Source organism: Georgenia satyanarayanai (assembly GCF_900116375.1).
GTDB classification, from domain to species: domain Bacteria; phylum Actinomycetota; class Actinomycetes; order Actinomycetales; family Actinomycetaceae; genus Oceanitalea; species Oceanitalea nanhaiensis.
In genome coordinates this window covers 557,500-572,862 of sequence record NZ_UETB01000001.1, presented here as the reverse complement: position 1 = coordinate 572,862, position 15,363 = coordinate 557,500, and the positions used below count along the sequence as shown (strand labels likewise).

Genomic DNA, 15,363 nt, shown 5'->3' with positions numbered 1-15,363 from the left:
CGCCGCGCCAGCGCCGGCCGACGGGACGCCGTCGCTGATCTGCACACAACTCGGCGACACGCGGGCGACACGCCGGGACAGGTGTCGCTCAACCCGCCTCCCGGCGGACGTGGGTGCGGATCACGCGCAGCCGCCGCGCCGCCGCGCCCGGCGTAGGCTCGCCGCGGCGGTCCTCAGCCGAGCGGCAGGGTCTCGGGGCTGAGCTCTGCCGCACCCGCGACGGCGGCGGTCTCGCGGCGCACGTGGTGGCGGCGGCACAGCACCTCGTAGCCCACGCCGCCGGCCGGCTCGGGCTCCGCCTCGGTGTCCCCGACGACGACCTGCTCACCCTCGGTCACCATCCGCCCGTCCACGGTGCGGGCGTTGTGCGTCGCGCGGCGCCCGCACCAGCACAGCGACTGCACCTGGAGCTGCTCGACGCGGTCGGCGAGCTCGAGCAGCCGCGCGGAACCGGGGAAGAGCCGGGTGCGGAAGTCGGTGGTGATCCCGAAGGCGAAGACGTCCACGCCCATGTCGTCGACGAGCCGGGCGAGCTGCTCGACCTGGGCGACGCTGTAGAACTGCGCCTCGTCGCACACGAGGTAGTCCACGCGCTCCCCGTGGGTACGCCGGGTGACGACCTCCTGCCAGAAGTTCGTCGCGTCGTCGGCCTCGACGGCGGCCACGGCGAGGCCGAGCCGGGAGGACAGCACCCCGCTCCCGGCCCGGTCGTTGCGGCTGAAGATGAGTCCGGTCAGCCCGCGGCGGCGGTAGTTGTGGTCGATCTGCAGGGCGAGGGTGGACTTGCCGGAGTCCATCGTCCCGGCGAAGAAGGCGAGCTCGGCCACCTCACACCACCACCCGCACGAGCGGGATCTCCAGCTCGGCGGGCGTGAGCGAGCCGTGCACCCCGATGAGCGCGATCGACGACGGCGTCTGCGTGCGCGAGTCGACGACGGCACGCCGCCCCCGGGTCGCGACGACGACGTCGCCCACGGTCGTGCGGTGGCGCTGGCTCAGCGGGCCGAACAGGCCGATCTCCTCCGCCTCCTCGCGCAGCAGCACCCAGGCGCTGTCCCCCAGCACGTCGCGCCAGCGGCGAGCGACGTCCGGGGCGGTCCCCGGCCGGGTGTGGACGTGGACGGCGCGCGGCTCCCCCGCGATGAGCGCGACGTCGCGGTCGAGCTCCGGGGTGGTCGCGACGTCGATGCGCGAGTCGGGACCGAGGTCGACCATGCCGTGGTCGGCGGTCACGAGCAGCAGGGTGCCCTTGGGCAGCTGGCGGGCGAGCCGGGAGATCTCCGCGTCGACGAGCTCGACGGCCTCGCCCCACTGCCAGGAGCCCCAGCCGTGGTGGTGGCCCATCTTGTCGACGTCGCCCCAGTAGAGGTAGACGAGGTCGGTGCCGCGGGTGCGCAGCAGCGAGCAGGTCGCGTCGACCCGGTCGGCCATGGAGTCGGCGGCGACGAACCGCGGGCCGCGCAGCGCGGCCTCGGTGAGCCCGGAGCCGACGAAGCGCGCCGGGCCGACGCTCGCCACGCGCCGTCCCCACGACTCGGTGCCGAGCTGCTCCACGAGCGTGGGCTCGGGCTGCCACTGCCGGGGGGAGACGGTCGCGTCCTCCCAGCTGATGAGGTTGAGGAGGGAGCCGTCGGCGTCGTTGCGGACCGTGTAGCCGAGCATGCCCGTCTGGCCCGGCGGGCAGCCGGTGCCGAACATCGTGAGGCTCGCCGCCGTCGTCGAGGGGTAGCCGCTCGTGAGGGTGAGCCCGTCGGCCAGGTACCGGCGCAGGAAGGGGGCGTGCCCTCCCCGCTCGGCGAGCATGTGGGCGCCCAGGCCGTCGACGAGGACGACGCACACCTTGCGGGCCTCGGGCAGGCCGAGGGCCTCGCGGTCGTCCGCCGAGCTGCGGCCGGCGCTCGTCGTCGGGGCGCCGACGGCGTCGAGGGCGGCGGGCAGCACGGCGCGCAGCCCCGCGCCGTCGTAGTCGGGCAGGCGCAGGTCGGGGGGCAGCTCGGTCACGTCGACGACACCGTCGCGGCGGAGAGGGCGCGGGCGAAGGCCAGGGCCTGCTCGAGCGCCTCGGAGCCCTCCGCCTGGGCGCTCACCCGGACGACGACGTCCTCCGGGGTGAGCAGCCCGGTGTAGCCGTGGTCGGCCTCGCAGTCGGGGTCGCTGCAGCCGGCCGGCGCGAGGTCGACCTGCTGGGCACCGCCCCACGTCACGGCGATGGTGAGGTCGTCCGAGCGCAGCCCACCGTGGGTGCCGGCCGGGTCGCTCACGCCGTGGGTGAGGGCGACGGAGGCGATGCGGGAGATCGGCACCGCCTCGGTGGTGGCGGCGGCCGAGGGGACCTCGTTGCCGGGGACGTCGTCGACGTGCGCCATGACCAGTCGGGTGGGCGTCAGGGCGAGGGCGGTGAGGTGACGGCGCACCTCCCGGGAGTCGAAGGTGGTCTCGGGGTGCACGAGGTAGGCCCGGACCTCCTCGCCGGCGAGCGCGATGTCGAGCACACCCTGGACGAGCCGCGGGTAGTAGCCGGCGCGGTCCAGGTCTGCTCGGAGGCGGGACTGCAGGTCGTTCGTCACGTTGCGGCGATCCACGGCTCCATCTTGACACCACTTGCGCCCACCCCGGGCAGGACGCGTCGTCCGCTGTCGGTGCGCCCGGGTGGGGCGACCTCGACGACGGCGCTGAGGAGGGCCGCACCGCGGCGCCCGACGAGCACGGGGTTGAGGAGGATCTGACGCACCTCCGGCAGGTCGTCGACGAGCACGGAGACACGCGCGATGACGTTCTCCAGGGCCTTGACGTCCATGACCGGAAGGCCGCGGTGGCCGAAGAGCCGGGGGGAGGCCTTGGCCGCGCGGACCATCTGGGCGACGTCGACGTCGGTGAGCGGCGGGATGCGGTAGGAGACGTCGTCGAGGAGCTCGACGGCGTCCCCGCCGAGCCCGAAGGACACGACCGGCCCGTAGAGGTCGTCCTCGGTGCCGCGCACGACGCAGGCGACGCCGGGCGGGGCCATGGCCTGGACCTCGACGCCGAGGCCGGGGCGGCCCACGGCCTCGAGGTCGTGGGTCATCGCGGCCATCGCGGCGGTGAGCTCCTCGGCGGTGCGCAGGTCCAGGCGCACGCCGCCGAGGTCGGCACGGTGGCGCAGCACCTCGTCGCGGGTCTTGAGCGCCACCGGCCACCCGAGGTCGTGGGCCGCCGCGACGGCCTCCTCGGCGGTCCGCGCGGTGCGCGAGGGGACGAGGCTGAGGCCGTAGCAGGCGAGGAGCTCGGCGACGGCGTCGGGCGCGAGCCGCGTGACCTCACCGGGCCCGAGCCCGCGCAGCGCCGGGGCGAGCAGCTCCCGGGCGCGTGCGGGAGCGATCCCGCTGGGGTCGACGAGCTCACCACGGTCCGCCTCACGCCACCGGGCGTGGGCGACGGCGCCGGCGAGGCCGCCGACGGCGTCGGCCGTGGTGGCGAAGGCGGGCACGGTGCGTCCGTCACTGGTGAGCTCGTCGGTGAGGCCGAGCAGCCCCCGGACGGCCGCGAGGACGGGCCGCCCCTCCCCCGCCGCCGCCGACGCGACGGCCTGCCACACGCCGGCGTCGCCGTCGCCCAGGGGCGGCACGTGCGCGACGACGAGCGCGTCCCACGAGTCATCTGCCCGCAGTCGCGCGAGCTCACGGGCGTAGTCCTCCCCCGTGGCGAGGGCGTGCAGGGCACCGGCGTGCACCGGCTGCAGGCCGTGGCCGCGCGCCGCGCCGGCGATCGCGCTCGTCAGCGCGCCGGAGTTGCTCAGCACGGCCGTGCGCGGCCCGCGGGGCAGCGGCTGGGAGACGAGCAGCTGGGCGAGGTCGAGCATCTCCTGGGTGCTGCGCGTGCGGAGCACCCCTGCCTGGTCGAGCATCTGGGCGAGCACCCGCTGTGGCTCGCGCGTGGTGCGCACCGCGTGCCCGGGCGGCACCTGCTGGCCCGTCTGCCCGCTGAGCACGGTGATGAGCGGGACGGTGGCGCCGAGCCGCCGCGCGATCCGTGAGAACTTGCGCGGGTTGCCGATCGACTCGAGGTTGACGACGGCGGCGGTGATGCCGGGGTCGTCCTGCCAGGCCTGCATCGTGTCGTTGCCGGACACGTCCGCGCGGTTGCCGGCGGAGACGAAGCTGCGCAGCCCGATGCCGCGACGCTGCACCGCGGCGAGGAGGGCGCTGCCCGCGGCGGCGGACTGGCAGAACAGGGCGAGGCCGCCCTGCCCGATGCCGTGGCGGACCGTGGCGTCCAGCCGCCCCGCGGGACCGGTGGCGACGACGCCGTAGGACGCCGGCCCGAGGAGCCGCATCCCGGCCGCGCGGGTGCGGCGGGCCAGCTCCTCCTGCCGTTGGCGCCCCGCCTCGTCGCCCTCGGCGAAGCCGCCGGACAGGACGACGACGGCGTGCACCCCCAGCGCCGCGAGCTCGGGTACCGCGGCGACGACGGCGTCCGGGTCCCCCGCGACCACCGCGAGGTCCGGGGCGGGAGCCTCCGTCGTGCGGAGGCGCTCGGCGAGCGCGGCGAGGGACGCGTGCCCCGCCGTCACGCCGTCGGGCAGGCCGACGAGGTGGACCTGGCCGGTGAAGCTGCCCTCGCGGACGGTGACGGCGGCACGCTCGGCGTAGACCTGCTCCGGACCGCCCAGCCCGGCGACGACGACCGAGCCGGCCGCCATGAGCGTGCGCATGCTCAGCGACTCCGCGCGCTGCTCACGCTCGGCCATGACGCCCCACGAGCGGCCGGTCTCCTCGATGTGGAACTGCACGCGCAGCACGCCGTCGTCCAGCTCCTGCTGGACGTCGTAGCCGGCGTCACGGAAGACGCGGATCATGCGGGCGTTGGCGGGCAGCACCTCGGCGGTGAATCGCACGACCCCCCGCTCGCGTCCCGCGGCGGCGAGGTGCTCGAGGAGCACGGACCCGAGGCCGCGGCCGTGCTCGGAGTCGGCGACGTAGAAGGCCACCTCGGCGAGGTCGTGGTCCACCCGGTCGTAGCGGCCGACGGCGAGGATGTCCTGCCCGCTCGTGAGGACGAGGGCGACGCGGTCGTCGTGGTCCACGTGCGTGAAGCGGTGCAGGTCGCGCTCGCTGAGCCGCTCCATCGGGGCGAAGAAGCGGTAGTACTGCGACAGCGGCGACTGCCGCTGGTGCATGGCCTGCAGCGCCGGTGCGTCCTCGGGCCGGATCGGGCGGATGTGCATCGGGATGCCGTCGCGCAGCACGACGTCGGCCTCCCAGTGCGCGGGGTACGGGGGCGCCTCCTCGCTCATCCTCCCAACCTACCGGTCTGGCTCTGGTGGAGCCCGGACACGGCGGGCAGGCTGCGCCGACCGGCGCCCGTGTCGGGGACAATGGCCCCATGCCACGCCGCAGCACCCCTCCGCCGCCCGTGCCGTCGCGAGTCGTCGACATCGACGTCTCCAGCGAGATGCAGGGCTCCTTCCTCGAGTACGCCTACTCGGTGATCTACTCCCGCGCGCTGCCCGACGCGCGGGACGGGCTCAAGCCCGTGCAGCGGCGGATCCTCTTCCAGATGGACGACATGGGGCTGCGTCCGGACCGCGGGCACGTGAAGTCGGCGCGCGTCGTCGGTGAGGTCATGGGCAAGCTCCACCCCCACGGTGACACCGCGATCTACGACGCGCTCGTCCGCCTGGCGCAGGCGTTCTCGCTGCGGGTGCCGCTCGTCGACGGGCACGGCAACTTCGGGTCCCTCGACGACGGCCCGGCGGCACCGCGGTACACCGAGGCGCGCCTCACCCCGGCGGCGCTGCTCATGACCGCGGGGCTGGACGAGGACGTCGTCGACTTCGTCCCCAACTACGACAACCAGCTCACCCAGCCCTCGGTGCTGCCGGCCGCGATGCCGAACCTGCTCGTCAACGGCGCCTCGGGCATCGCCGTCGGCATGGCCACGAACATGCCGCCGCACAACCTCGTCGAGGTCGTCGCCGCCGCGCGCCACCTCATCGCCCAGCCGGACGCGACGCTCGAGGAGCTCATGCGCTTCGTGCCGGGACCGGACCTGCCCTCGGGCGGCAAGATCGTCGGCCTGGACGGGATCCGGGACGCCTACGCGACCGGTCGCGGGTCCTTCCGCACCCGCGCGACCACGCACCTGGAGAACGTCACTGCGCGCCGCAAGGCCATCGTCGTCACCGAGCTGCCCTACCAGGTGGGCCCGGAGCGGGTCATCGAGAAGATCAAGGAGGCGGTGGACGCCAAGAAGCTCCAGGGCATCTCGGACGTCGCCGACTACACCGACCGCGCGCACGGGCTGCGGCTGGTCATCGAGATCAAGAACGCCTTCAACCCCGAGGCCGTCCTCGAGCAGCTCTACCGCTTCACGCCGATGGAGGACTCCTTCGGCATCAACAACGTCGCGCTCGTGGACGGGCAGCCGCAGACCCTGGGCCTGCGCGAGCTGCTGTCGGTCTACGTCCAGCACCGCCTGCAGGTGGTGCGCCGCCGCACCGAGCACCGGCTCGCCAAGCGCATCGAGCGCGCCCACCTCGTGGCCGGCCTGCTCGTCGCGATCGCGGACATCGACGAGGTCATCGCCGTCATCCGCTCCTCCGACGACGCCGACGCCGCCCGCGAGCGGCTCATGATGGTGTTCGACCTGTCCGAGCCGCAGGCCGACTACATCCTCGCGCTGCGCCTGCGCCGCCTGACGAAGTTCTCCCGCCTCGAGCTCGAGGCCGAGCGTGACGCGCTGGCCCGCGAGATCGAGGAGCTGCGCGCGATCCTCGCCGACGAGGCGCTCCTGCGGACGGTCGTCAGCGACGAGCTCGCCGAGGTCGCCGCCACGCACGGCACCCCGCGTCGCACGGTGCTCCTCGAGCATGCCGGCGGCCCGGCCACCGGTTCCGCCGCCTCCGCGCGCCGCACCGGGACGAGCGTGCCGCTCGAGATCCCCGACGAGCCCTGCTGGGTCGCGCTGTCCGGCACGGGGCTGCTCGCCCGCAGCGCGCAGGAGCCCCCGCGCCTGGGTCCGCGCGTGGCCCACGACGCCATCGCCTCCGCCGTGCCCGCCCGCACCCGCGGCGACGTCGGGGTCGTGCTGAGCAGCGGCCGGTGCGTGCGGCTGTCGGTCCTCGACGCCCCCGCGCTGCCGCCCACCGACTCCGCGCCGGGCCTCTCCGGCGGCGCCCCCATCGGCGAGCTCCTCCAGCTCGAGCCCGGTGAGCGGGTGGTGGGCCTGACCCGCCTGGACGACGACGCCCCGCCCCTCGCCCTGGCCACCGCCGGTGGCACGGTCAAGCGTGTCAGCCCCACCGACCGCCCCGGCAAGGGCGACGCGTGGGAAGTCGTCTCCCTCAAGCCGGGCGACGCCGTCGTCGGGGCCGCGCACGCGCCCGACGAGCACCGCCTCGTCCTCGTGACGACCGAGGCGCACCTGCTCCACTTCGCCGCCTCCGCCGTGCGCCCCCAGGGGCGCGGCGCGGGCGGCATGGCCGGGATCAAGATGCCCGAGGACGCGCGCGTCGTCGGTTTTGGCGTCGTCCACCCCGACGACGTCTCCCGCAGCCTCGTCGTCACCGTCGCCGGGTCCTCCACGGCGCTGCCGGGCACGGTGCCGGGAAGCGCGAAGGTCACGCCGTTCGACCGCTTCCCCGGGAAGGGCCGCGCCACCGGCGGCGTCCGCGCGCAGCGCTTCCTGCGCGGTGAGGACGCTCTGACGACGGCGTGGGTCGGTCTCGAGCCGATCCGCGCGGTGGGCTCGGGCGGGCAGCCGGTCGACCTGCCCGAGGTCGACGAGCGCCGCGACGGCTCCGGCCGCCCCCTCCCCGCCCCGGTCGCCGCCATCGGCTGACCCCGCTCACCCGCCCACAGCCCACCTCTCGCCCACAGCGGAGCTCTCGCCCAGCCCCGCCAGCCGAGCCCTCCCCCGCGCCAACAGCGGATCCTCCCCCATCGCCGACAGCTGAGTTGTTACTCGCGCCGACAGCTGAGTTGTTACGTGTCATCGACAGCCAGAATCCGCCGACAGCCGAGCAGTCACATGTGCGCCGACAGCTGAGTTGTTACTCGCGCCGACAGCCGAGTTGTTACTCGCACCGACAGCCGAGCAGTCACGTGTGCGCCGACAGCTGAGTTGTTACTCGCGCCGACAGCCGAGTGTCACGCGTGCGTGCGCCGACAGCTGAGTTGTTACGTGTCATCGACAACCGGAATCCGCCGACAGCCGCGTTTCCGCGCGTCGCCTCGCCGCTCAACCGACGGGCACCGGTTCCGACACACCCGTCGGCGTCGGCTCGTCGGTCGTGGCCCAGTCGGGAACGGCGGGGAGCGGGACCGCCGACGGTCGCAGGTGCCCGGTCGGCGTGACGGCGCGGGAGCGCAGATCCAGCTGTCGGCTGATGAGAACGGGGCCGACGGAAGTCGGTGCGCGCTCGCCAGCCTACGGCCGCGACGCGGCCGCCCCCGCCCCCGCGGACTCGACGGGCTGGTAACAACTCAGCTGTCGGCGCGACGGGCGCTGTCGGCGCGCGACGGGCTGGTAACAACTCAGCTGTCGGCGCGCGACGGGCTCAGTCGGCGCGCGACGGACTGGTAACAACTCAGCTGTCGGCGCGCCGGGCGCGGTCGGCGGGACGTGGTCTGTCGGCGCGACGGGCTGGTAACAACTCAGCTGTCGGCGAGGGAGGGGACCGGGCCGCGGCCGGGCTGGATCAGACTGCGCGGGTGAACATCAGGGAGTGGCGGGTGGGCTCGTAGCCGAGCTGGCCGAACAGTCCGAAGTCGCCGTCGGGGGCGGGCGAGTCGACGCCGAGGCCCGCGTACTCCATGCCGTCGGCAGCGTAGGCGCGCATCGCGGTGACGAGGAGCGCCGTGGCCACCCGCATCCCGCGCCACTCCTCGCGGACGCCGAGGATCTCGGTGTAGCCCTCGGTCCAGCCCTGCGCCTCCCAGTCGCCCTCGTAGCGCCCGGACATGAGGTAGCCGGCCACGCGGGCACGGTCACTCGTGCGGTCCAGGGCGATGAAGCTCCACTGCGGCGCGAAGTACGTCCGGCCCTGGAGCCAGGTCTCGGCGGTGTGCTGCTCCCCGCCCCACTGGTCCTTGAAGGCGTCGTTGTGTGCGCGGCGCACGGCGTCGTCCAGGGCCGGGTCCCACGGCTCGATGGTCACCTTGCCCTTGGGCTGGACCTCGGGCAGCGGCAGCGCGAGGTCCCGGCGCATCTCGGTGTACCAGCGGGTGGGCACGAAGCCTGCCAGGCGCAGCATCGTCTGGGCATGGGTCATGTTGTCCTCGACGTGGACGACGGCCAGGGCGTTGTCCTGCCCGGCGGCGTCGAGGATGGTGCGGGCGGCGCGCAGCTGCCAGCCCAGCAGGGTCGCGCCGATGCCGTGGCTGCGCCACGCCGGGTCGACCCCGCCGTCGCACAGGGCCCGGTAGGTGCCGGCCGTGGGGCGCACCCGCACGATCGCGTAGGCGCGGGGCACGCCGTCGGCGTCGATGCCGATGACCTTGGCGTTGCCGGCGTCCGCGCCCACCGCGACGAAGGTCTCCGCGGACTCCTCGAGGGTGGTCCGGTAGGGCGGGTCGTCGTGCTCCTCGATGCGGGCGAGGAGCTCGACGAGCGCGGCGTTGCTCTCCACGGTCAGCCACTGCCACCGCAGGCCGTGCCCCTGCGGCAGCTCGACGCCGGTCCCGCCCGCGCCGGGCGCCGGGGCGCGGGTGGCGCCGTCGTAGTCCTCGAGCATGGTCCGACGATACGTGCTCACCGCGTCGCGGCCTACCGGCGGCACCGCCGAGCGGGACGCGTCACACCTCGATCGTGTAGAGGATCCGGGCGCCCTGCGGCTCGTACCCCATGCGCTCGTAGAAGCGGTGCGCCCCCGAGGGGTTCTCCATGTCGACGTCGAGGGCCGCCACCTCGATGCCGTCGCGGTACAGCGCGGTGAGGACGGCGGAGAGCAGCGCACGGGCCACGCCCGAGCCGCGGTGCGGGCGCAGCACGCCGAGGAGCTCGGTGTAGCCCTCGGTGTGGCCCAGCGCCTGCCACTGGTGCTCGTGGCGGGCCGTCAGCGCGTAGCCCGCGACGTCGCCGGTCTCGAGGTGGACGGCGACCACGCTCCAGGCCGACTCGAGCGAGCGGTGCGAGGCAGCCCAGGTGGACTCCGCGACGGGCTGGGAGCCCCAGTGGTCGCGGAACGCCTCGTTGTGGGCCTCGCGGACGGCGTCGTCGATCTCGGGGCTCCACTGCCGGATCTCGTAGCCCTCGGGGACGTCGACGGCGACCGGCGGCTCAGTGAGCCGCAGCCGCATCTCGCGGAACGTGCGCTTGGGGCTGAACCCGGCCGCGGCGTAGAGGCGACGGCGGTCCTCGAGGTCCTCGTCGACGTAGGCGGCGATGCGGCCGGGAAGGCTGGGGTCGAGCGTGGCGAGCACCTGGCGGGCGCGGTCGTCCTGCCAGGTGAGCAGGGCGCGGCCGATGCCGCGCTCGCGCCACGACGGGTCCACCGACGCGCTGATGAACACCCTGGCGTGGGTCTCATCACCGAGCGGCGCGTGGACGAAGGCCGCGGCGCGCAGCTCGCCGGAGCTGTCCAGGCCCCCCAGGCTGTCGGCCTTCATGCCGGTCCCCGGGCGTCCGAGGACCTCCTCCACCTGCGCCCGCGCCGTACGCAGCACGGGCTGGTCGACGGCCTCGCAGCGCTCGATGAGCGCGAGGACGAGGTCGACGTCGTCGGTCGTCAGCGGCCGCCAGGTGAGGCCGAGGTGGGGGGCGGGCAGAGTGGCCTGGGCCGGCGGGGCGGCGCGGTCGGGAAGGGTGTCGGGCATGTCGGAATCCTAGAGTGCGCGGCGGTGGTGGTCGGGACGGGACACCTCAGGCGTCGATGCGGTCCCGGTCGATCTGGGCGGCGCCGGCGACGATGAAGTCCTTGCGCGGGGCGACGTCGTTGCCCATGAGGAGCTCGAAGACCCGCTCGGCCTCGGCCAGCGCCTCGGCGTCGGCCATGCTCACCCGTCGCAGCGTGCGGTGGGCAGGGTCCATCGTCGTCTCGGCGAGCTGGTCGGCGTCCATCTCCCCCAGGCCCTTGTACCGCTGGATCGGCTCCTTGTAGCGCTTGCCCTGGCGCTCGAGCTTGCGCAGCAGCTGGTGGAGCTCCGCCTCGGAGTAGGTGTAGATCTTCTCGCCCTTCTTGCCGCCCGAACCGGTGACCTCCACCCGGTGCAGCGGTGGCACGGCCGCGAAAACCCGGCCGGCCTCCACGAGCGGGCGCATGTACCGGAAGAACAGGGTGAGGAGCAGGGTGCGGATGTGGGCGCCGTCGACGTCGGCGTCGGTCATGAGGATGACCTTGCCGTAGCGGGCGGCGTCGAGGTCGAAGGTGCGCCCGGAGCCGGCGCCGATGACCTGGATGATCGACGCGACCTCGGCGTTGCGCAGGATGTCGGCGGGCGAGGCCTTCTGGACGTTGAGGATTTTCCCGCGGATCGGCAGGAGGGCCTGGAAGTCGCTGGAGCGGGCGAGCTTGGCGGTGCCCAGGGCGCTGTCGCCCTCGACGATGAACAGCTCCGAGCGCTCGATGTCGTCGGTGCGGCAGTCCGCCAGCTTGGCGGGCAGCCGCGAGCTTTCGAGCGCGTTCTTGCGGCGCGAGATCTCCTTCGTCAGCCGTGCCTGGACTCGCGCCCGCATCTCCCCCACGACCTTCTCCAGGACCGCGGCGGCCTGCGCCTTCTCGTGGCGCTTGGAGGAGGTGAGGATCTCGGTGAGCTGCTTGTCGACGACGCTCGCGACGATGCCGCGCACCGGCGCGGTCCCGAGGATCTCCTTGGTCTGGCCCTCGAACTGCGGCTCGGGCAGGCGGACGGTGACGACGGCGGTGAGGCCGGCGAGGACGTCGTCCTTCTCGATCTTCGGATCCTTGGCGGTGACCTTGAGACGCCGGGAGTTCGCCTCGATCTGCTTGCGAACGGTGCGCACGAGCCCCTGCTCGAAGCCGGTGAGGTGGCTGCCGCCCTTGGGGGTGGCGATGATGTTGACGAAGGAGCGGGCCGCGGTCTCGTAGCCCTGCCCCCACCGCAGCGCGATGTCGACCTCGCAGGTGCGCTCGACCTCCTGGGGACGCAGGTGGCCGGAGGCGTCGAGCTGCTGGACGGTCTCGGTGAAGGTCCCGCTGCCGGTGAGGTGCCAGATGTCCGAGACGGCCGGGTCGGTGGCGAGGAACTCGGCGAAGTCTACGACGCCGCCGTCGTGCCGGAACACCTCCTCGACCGGGCCGTCCGCACCGGGCGTGCCGGGCAGCCGCCGCTCGTCGCGCACCGTGATCGTCAGCCCGGGGACGAGGAAGGTCGTCTGGCGGGCGCGCGTGACGAGCTCGTCGTAGGAGAACTGGGAGGTGGAGGGGAAGATCTGTGGATCGGCCCAGTAGCGCACGCGGGTTCCGGTGCGGCTGCGGGGTGTCTTGCCCACGACGGCGAGCTCGCTCGCGTCGGTGAAGGGCGCGAAGGGCGCGTCGGGGCCGGCGCCGGCGCGGTCGTCGTAGGTGCCGGGCTCGCCGCGGTGGAAGGTCATCCGGTAGGTCTTGCCGCCGCGGTCGACCTCGACGTCCAACCGCGCGGACAGGGCGTTGACGACGGAGGCGCCGACGCCGTGCAGGCCGCCCGAGGCGGCGTAGGAGCTGCCACCGAACTTGCCGCCGGCGTGCAGCTTGGTGAAGACGACCTCCACGCCGCTCAGCCCGACTGAGTCGACCGTGTCGACCGGGATGCCGCGACCGTTGTCGCGGACCTCCACGGAGCCGTCGGGGTGGAGGACGACGTCGATCGCGTCGCCGTGGCCCTCGAGGGCCTCGTCGACCGCGTTGTCGATGACCTCCCACAGGCAGTGCATGAGGCCGCGGGAGTCCGTCGAGCCGATGTACATGCCCGGGCGCTTGCGGACCGCCTCCAGCCCCTCGAGCACGGAGAGGTGGCGGGCGGTGTACTGCGCGGGCGAGGCGGTCGACTTGGGAGGCACCAGGCGATCATACGAAGGACTTCCCCCGCTTCCGCGGACTGACCCGCGGACGTGCGGAAGGTTGCCCCGCGGGGAGGTGACGGGGAGCGACGGGGGGGCGCCGTCGTCGTGACCCGTGTCACCAGCCCGCGCCACCCGGTCCGCTGCCAGCGAACGGGGCCCCGTCCCGGGGAAGTTTCCCGCGCCGTCGTGGTTGTATGCAGGTGTGAACGCAACGATGACCGCCCCGCTGACCGCACAGGACCGCTGTGACCGCTGCGGCGCCCAGGCGTACGTGCGTGTGGGACTGCCCGTAGGGGAGCTGCTCTTCTGCGCGCACCACGCACGCAAGCACGCCGAGGCGCTCGAAGGGGTCGCGACGGCGATCCAGGACGAGACGCACCGTCTCACCGAGGACAACGCCCACTGACGCGTCCTTCACGACCGACCGGAAGCGCCGGCTCCCTCAGGGGTGCCGGCGCTTTCCGCTATTTCCGGTGACGGGCCGGGGACCGGGCCCGTAGCCTCCGCGGCATGAGCAGCTCACCCGCCCCCGTCGCCGGCCTGCGCTGGCGGCCCATCACCGCGCAGGACGTCCCAAACTGGCACGGGCTCGTCCGGGCGATCGAGGCCGCCGACGACCCTGCCGAGCGCTACACCGCCGAGGACCTCCACGACGAGCTGCTCGACGGCTCGTGGAAGGACCCGGTCCGCGACAGCACCATCGGGATCGACGACGACGGCGTCCCCCGCGCCTTCGGGCACGTCCAGGTGCTCCCGGGTGACGTGCGCACCGTGCGCGCCTTCTGCTGGGGCGGCGTGCACCCGCAGTGGCGCGGCCGCGGCATCGGCCGGGAGCTGCTGGCCTGGCAGGAGCGTCTGGGGCGGGAGAAGATCGCCGCCGCGCGGCCCACCGGCCCCGGACGGGTGCTCGTCAACGTCGACGACGGGCTCACCGCCACGGAGAGCCTGCTGGACCGGGCGGGCTTCCGGCGGCTGCGGGTCTACCTCGAGCTCACCCGCCCCCTCGACGTCGGCATCCCTGCGCCGTCGCTGCGGGAGGGACTGCAGCTCGTGCCCTACGAGGCGTCCCTGAGCGAGGCGGTCCGGCTGGCGCACAACGAGGCCTTCGCCGACCACTGGGGCAGCGAGCCCCGGGACCGCGAGAACTGGGAGCGCCAGAGTGTGGGCGGGCGCTACTTCCGTCCCGCGTGGAGCTTCGTCGTGCTCGACGGCGAGGAGGTGGCCGGCTACAGCCTCACCTCCGCCTACGAGCAGGACTGGGCGGCTCAGGGCTACTCGGCAGGATGGACCGACCTGCTGGGGGTGCGGCGGCCGTGGCGGCGCGCGGGCGTGGCCACCGCCCTGCTGGCGGCGACCATGCGGGCACTGCGGGAGGACGGCATCGAGTGCGCCGATCTCGGCGTGGACGTCGAGAACCCCAACCGTGCCCTGGACCTGTACACCGCCCTCGGCTACCGGGAGTCGCGCCGGTCGCTGGCCTACGGCAAGGACGTGTGAGCCCTAGCCGCGCGACTCGGCCACCAGGGTGACGTCCTGGGCCCGCGGGAACGTCACGTCCGCCAGCGGGTCGGGGTCACCGTCGGCCGGGTCCCAGTCCTCGGCGAGGACCTCCCACGCCTCGTCGTCCACGTCCACGACGGCGGCTGCCAGCCGGCCCCCGCTCACGAGGATCTGGACCGTGCACGGCACGCCGCGGGCCGAGCTGAAGCGGGCGCTGACCGGGAAGGTGAAGGAGCGCGGCACCGCGAGCGGGACGTCCTGCGGCACGGCGAGCTCCACCATGCGTGGCGCACCCTCGGGCTCACCCCACACCTCCTCGCTCGCCCGCGCGAGCTGGGCACGCAGGCGCAGGGAGTCGTGGTCCTCGGTGTGCGCGAGGATCGCGTCCACGAGCTCCCGCACGTGCTCCGGGAGGGGACGCAGGGTGGGCCCCTCGGGGGCGTCGTCGTCCGCCGTGACGTCGGCCTCGCGCCGTTCGAGGAGCGACATCGCGAGCGAGACCCCGACACCCGTCAGTGCCATCACCAGCCGCGGGCGGCGCAGCCCCATCCGCACGAGCCGTCGCTGCAGCGCCCGGTCCAGGGTCTCTCCGAGCTCGGCGGCCCCGTACACGAGACCGGCCGCGCCGACCGTGAAGGCGACGCGGGTGGGCAGCTCCGCCGCGAGGTCCGGGTCCTCGCCCGTGCCCCACCACACGCCCGCGCCGGTGGTCCCGGCCACTGCGGTGCGCAGCGCGAACCGGGAGAGCGGGGTGCGGCGGGCCGGGTCCGGCAGGGTGAGCAGCCCGGTCGCGGCCGCGGTGACGACGTCGGAGGGGCGCAGGCCCAGGGGCAGGGACGCGTTCGTGGTGTGGTTGGTCACGCCCCGATCGTAGAGGTCGGTGTC

Annotated in this window: 11 protein-coding genes; 3 read left to right on the top strand and 8 right to left on the bottom strand. The window is 74.0% G+C overall.

Annotated elements, in window-relative coordinates; all coding sequences use genetic code 11:
• Positions 1-173: 173 nt before the first annotated feature.
• Genes DSZ44_RS02475 through DSZ44_RS02460 form a run of 4 tightly spaced genes read right to left on the bottom strand, consistent with a single transcriptional unit; the run spans position 174 to position 5,272 of the window.
• Positions 174-827 carry a thymidine kinase gene (locus tag DSZ44_RS02475; protein ID WP_110850978.1) on the bottom strand — a complete coding sequence of 218 codons (654 nt, stop codon included), beginning with the start codon at positions 825-827 and terminating at the stop codon, positions 174-176.
• A gap of 1 nt (position 828) precedes the next feature.
• The gene (locus tag DSZ44_RS02470) at positions 829-2,001 is read right to left on the bottom strand and encodes an alkaline phosphatase family protein (RefSeq protein WP_110850977.1); all 1,173 of its coding nucleotides are present in this window, start codon (positions 1,999-2,001) and stop codon (positions 829-831) included.
• On the bottom strand, positions 1,998-2,582 hold the full coding sequence (locus DSZ44_RS02465) for a DUF5998 family protein (RefSeq protein ID WP_110850976.1): 585 nt from the start codon (positions 2,580-2,582) through the stop codon (positions 1,998-2,000). The genes DSZ44_RS02470 and DSZ44_RS02465 overlap by 4 nt, the downstream gene beginning before the upstream one ends.
• Positions 2,564-5,272 (bottom strand): bifunctional acetate--CoA ligase family protein/GNAT family N-acetyltransferase, encoded by a 2,709-nt coding sequence (locus tag DSZ44_RS02460; RefSeq protein WP_110850975.1) that lies wholly within the window; start codon positions 5,270-5,272, stop codon positions 2,564-2,566. Before DSZ44_RS02460 ends, DSZ44_RS02465 begins: the two co-directional genes overlap by 19 nt.
• A gap of 89 nt (positions 5,273-5,361) precedes the next feature.
• Between DSZ44_RS02460 and DSZ44_RS02455 the strand changes: the two genes are divergently transcribed.
• Positions 5,362-7,818 (top strand): DNA gyrase/topoisomerase IV subunit A, encoded by a 2,457-nt coding sequence (locus tag DSZ44_RS02455; protein ID WP_110850974.1) that lies wholly within the window; start codon positions 5,362-5,364, stop codon positions 7,816-7,818.
• Between the two features lie 859 nt (positions 7,819-8,677).
• Here the strand turns inward: DSZ44_RS02455 and DSZ44_RS02450 are convergent.
• The 3 genes from DSZ44_RS02450 to DSZ44_RS02440 form a co-directional block, all read right to left on the bottom strand.
• Complete coding sequence (locus DSZ44_RS02450; protein WP_110850973.1) at positions 8,678-9,712, bottom strand: GNAT family N-acetyltransferase; 1,035 nt, start codon at positions 9,710-9,712, stop codon at positions 8,678-8,680.
• 61 nt (positions 9,713-9,773) lie between these two features.
• Complete coding sequence (locus DSZ44_RS18505; protein ID WP_220035060.1) at positions 9,774-10,793, bottom strand: GNAT family N-acetyltransferase; 1,020 nt, start codon at positions 10,791-10,793, stop codon at positions 9,774-9,776.
• A 46-nt stretch (positions 10,794-10,839) separates the two neighbouring features.
• On the bottom strand, positions 10,840-12,975 hold the full coding sequence (locus DSZ44_RS02440; protein WP_110850972.1) for a DNA gyrase/topoisomerase IV subunit B: 2,136 nt from the start codon (positions 12,973-12,975) through the stop codon (positions 10,840-10,842).
• Positions 12,976-13,192: 217 nt separating this feature from the next.
• Between DSZ44_RS02440 and DSZ44_RS02435 the strand changes: the two genes are divergently transcribed.
• Positions 13,193-13,384 carry a DUF7455 domain-containing protein gene (locus DSZ44_RS02435; RefSeq protein ID WP_110850971.1) on the top strand — a complete coding sequence of 64 codons (192 nt, stop codon included), beginning with the start codon at positions 13,193-13,195 and terminating at the stop codon, positions 13,382-13,384.
• A gap of 104 nt (positions 13,385-13,488) precedes the next feature.
• Positions 13,489-14,475: a GNAT family N-acetyltransferase gene (locus tag DSZ44_RS02430; RefSeq protein ID WP_110850970.1), complete on the top strand. Its 987-nt coding sequence runs from the start codon at positions 13,489-13,491 to the stop codon at positions 14,473-14,475.
• 3 nt (positions 14,476-14,478) lie between these two features.
• Here DSZ44_RS02430 and DSZ44_RS02425 read toward each other — a convergent pair whose 3' ends face one another.
• Complete coding sequence (locus DSZ44_RS02425; RefSeq protein WP_110850969.1) at positions 14,479-15,339, bottom strand: hypothetical protein; 861 nt, start codon at positions 15,337-15,339, stop codon at positions 14,479-14,481.
• Between the last annotated feature and the right edge of the window lie 24 nt (positions 15,340-15,363).

Bases quoted from the DNA above. Each gene is read 5' to 3' on its own strand.
- DSZ44_RS02460 (WP_110850975.1), bottom strand. From the start codon at position 5,272: ATGAGCGAGGAGGCGCCCCCGTACCCCGCGCACTGGGAGGCCGACGTC.
- DSZ44_RS02455 (WP_110850974.1), top strand. From the start codon at position 5,362: ATGCCACGCCGCAGCACCCCTCCGCCGCCCGTGCCGTCGCGAGTCGTC.
- DSZ44_RS02450 (WP_110850973.1), bottom strand. From the start codon at position 9,712: ATGCTCGAGGACTACGACGGCGCCACCCGCGCCCCGGCGCCCGGCGCG.
- DSZ44_RS18505 (WP_220035060.1), bottom strand. From the start codon at position 10,793: ATGCCCGACACCCTTCCCGACCGCGCCGCCCCGCCGGCCCAGGCCACT.
- DSZ44_RS02435 (WP_110850971.1), top strand. From the start codon at position 13,193: ATGACCGCCCCGCTGACCGCACAGGACCGCTGTGACCGCTGCGGCGCC.
- DSZ44_RS02430 (WP_110850970.1), top strand. From the start codon at position 13,489: ATGAGCAGCTCACCCGCCCCCGTCGCCGGCCTGCGCTGGCGGCCCATC.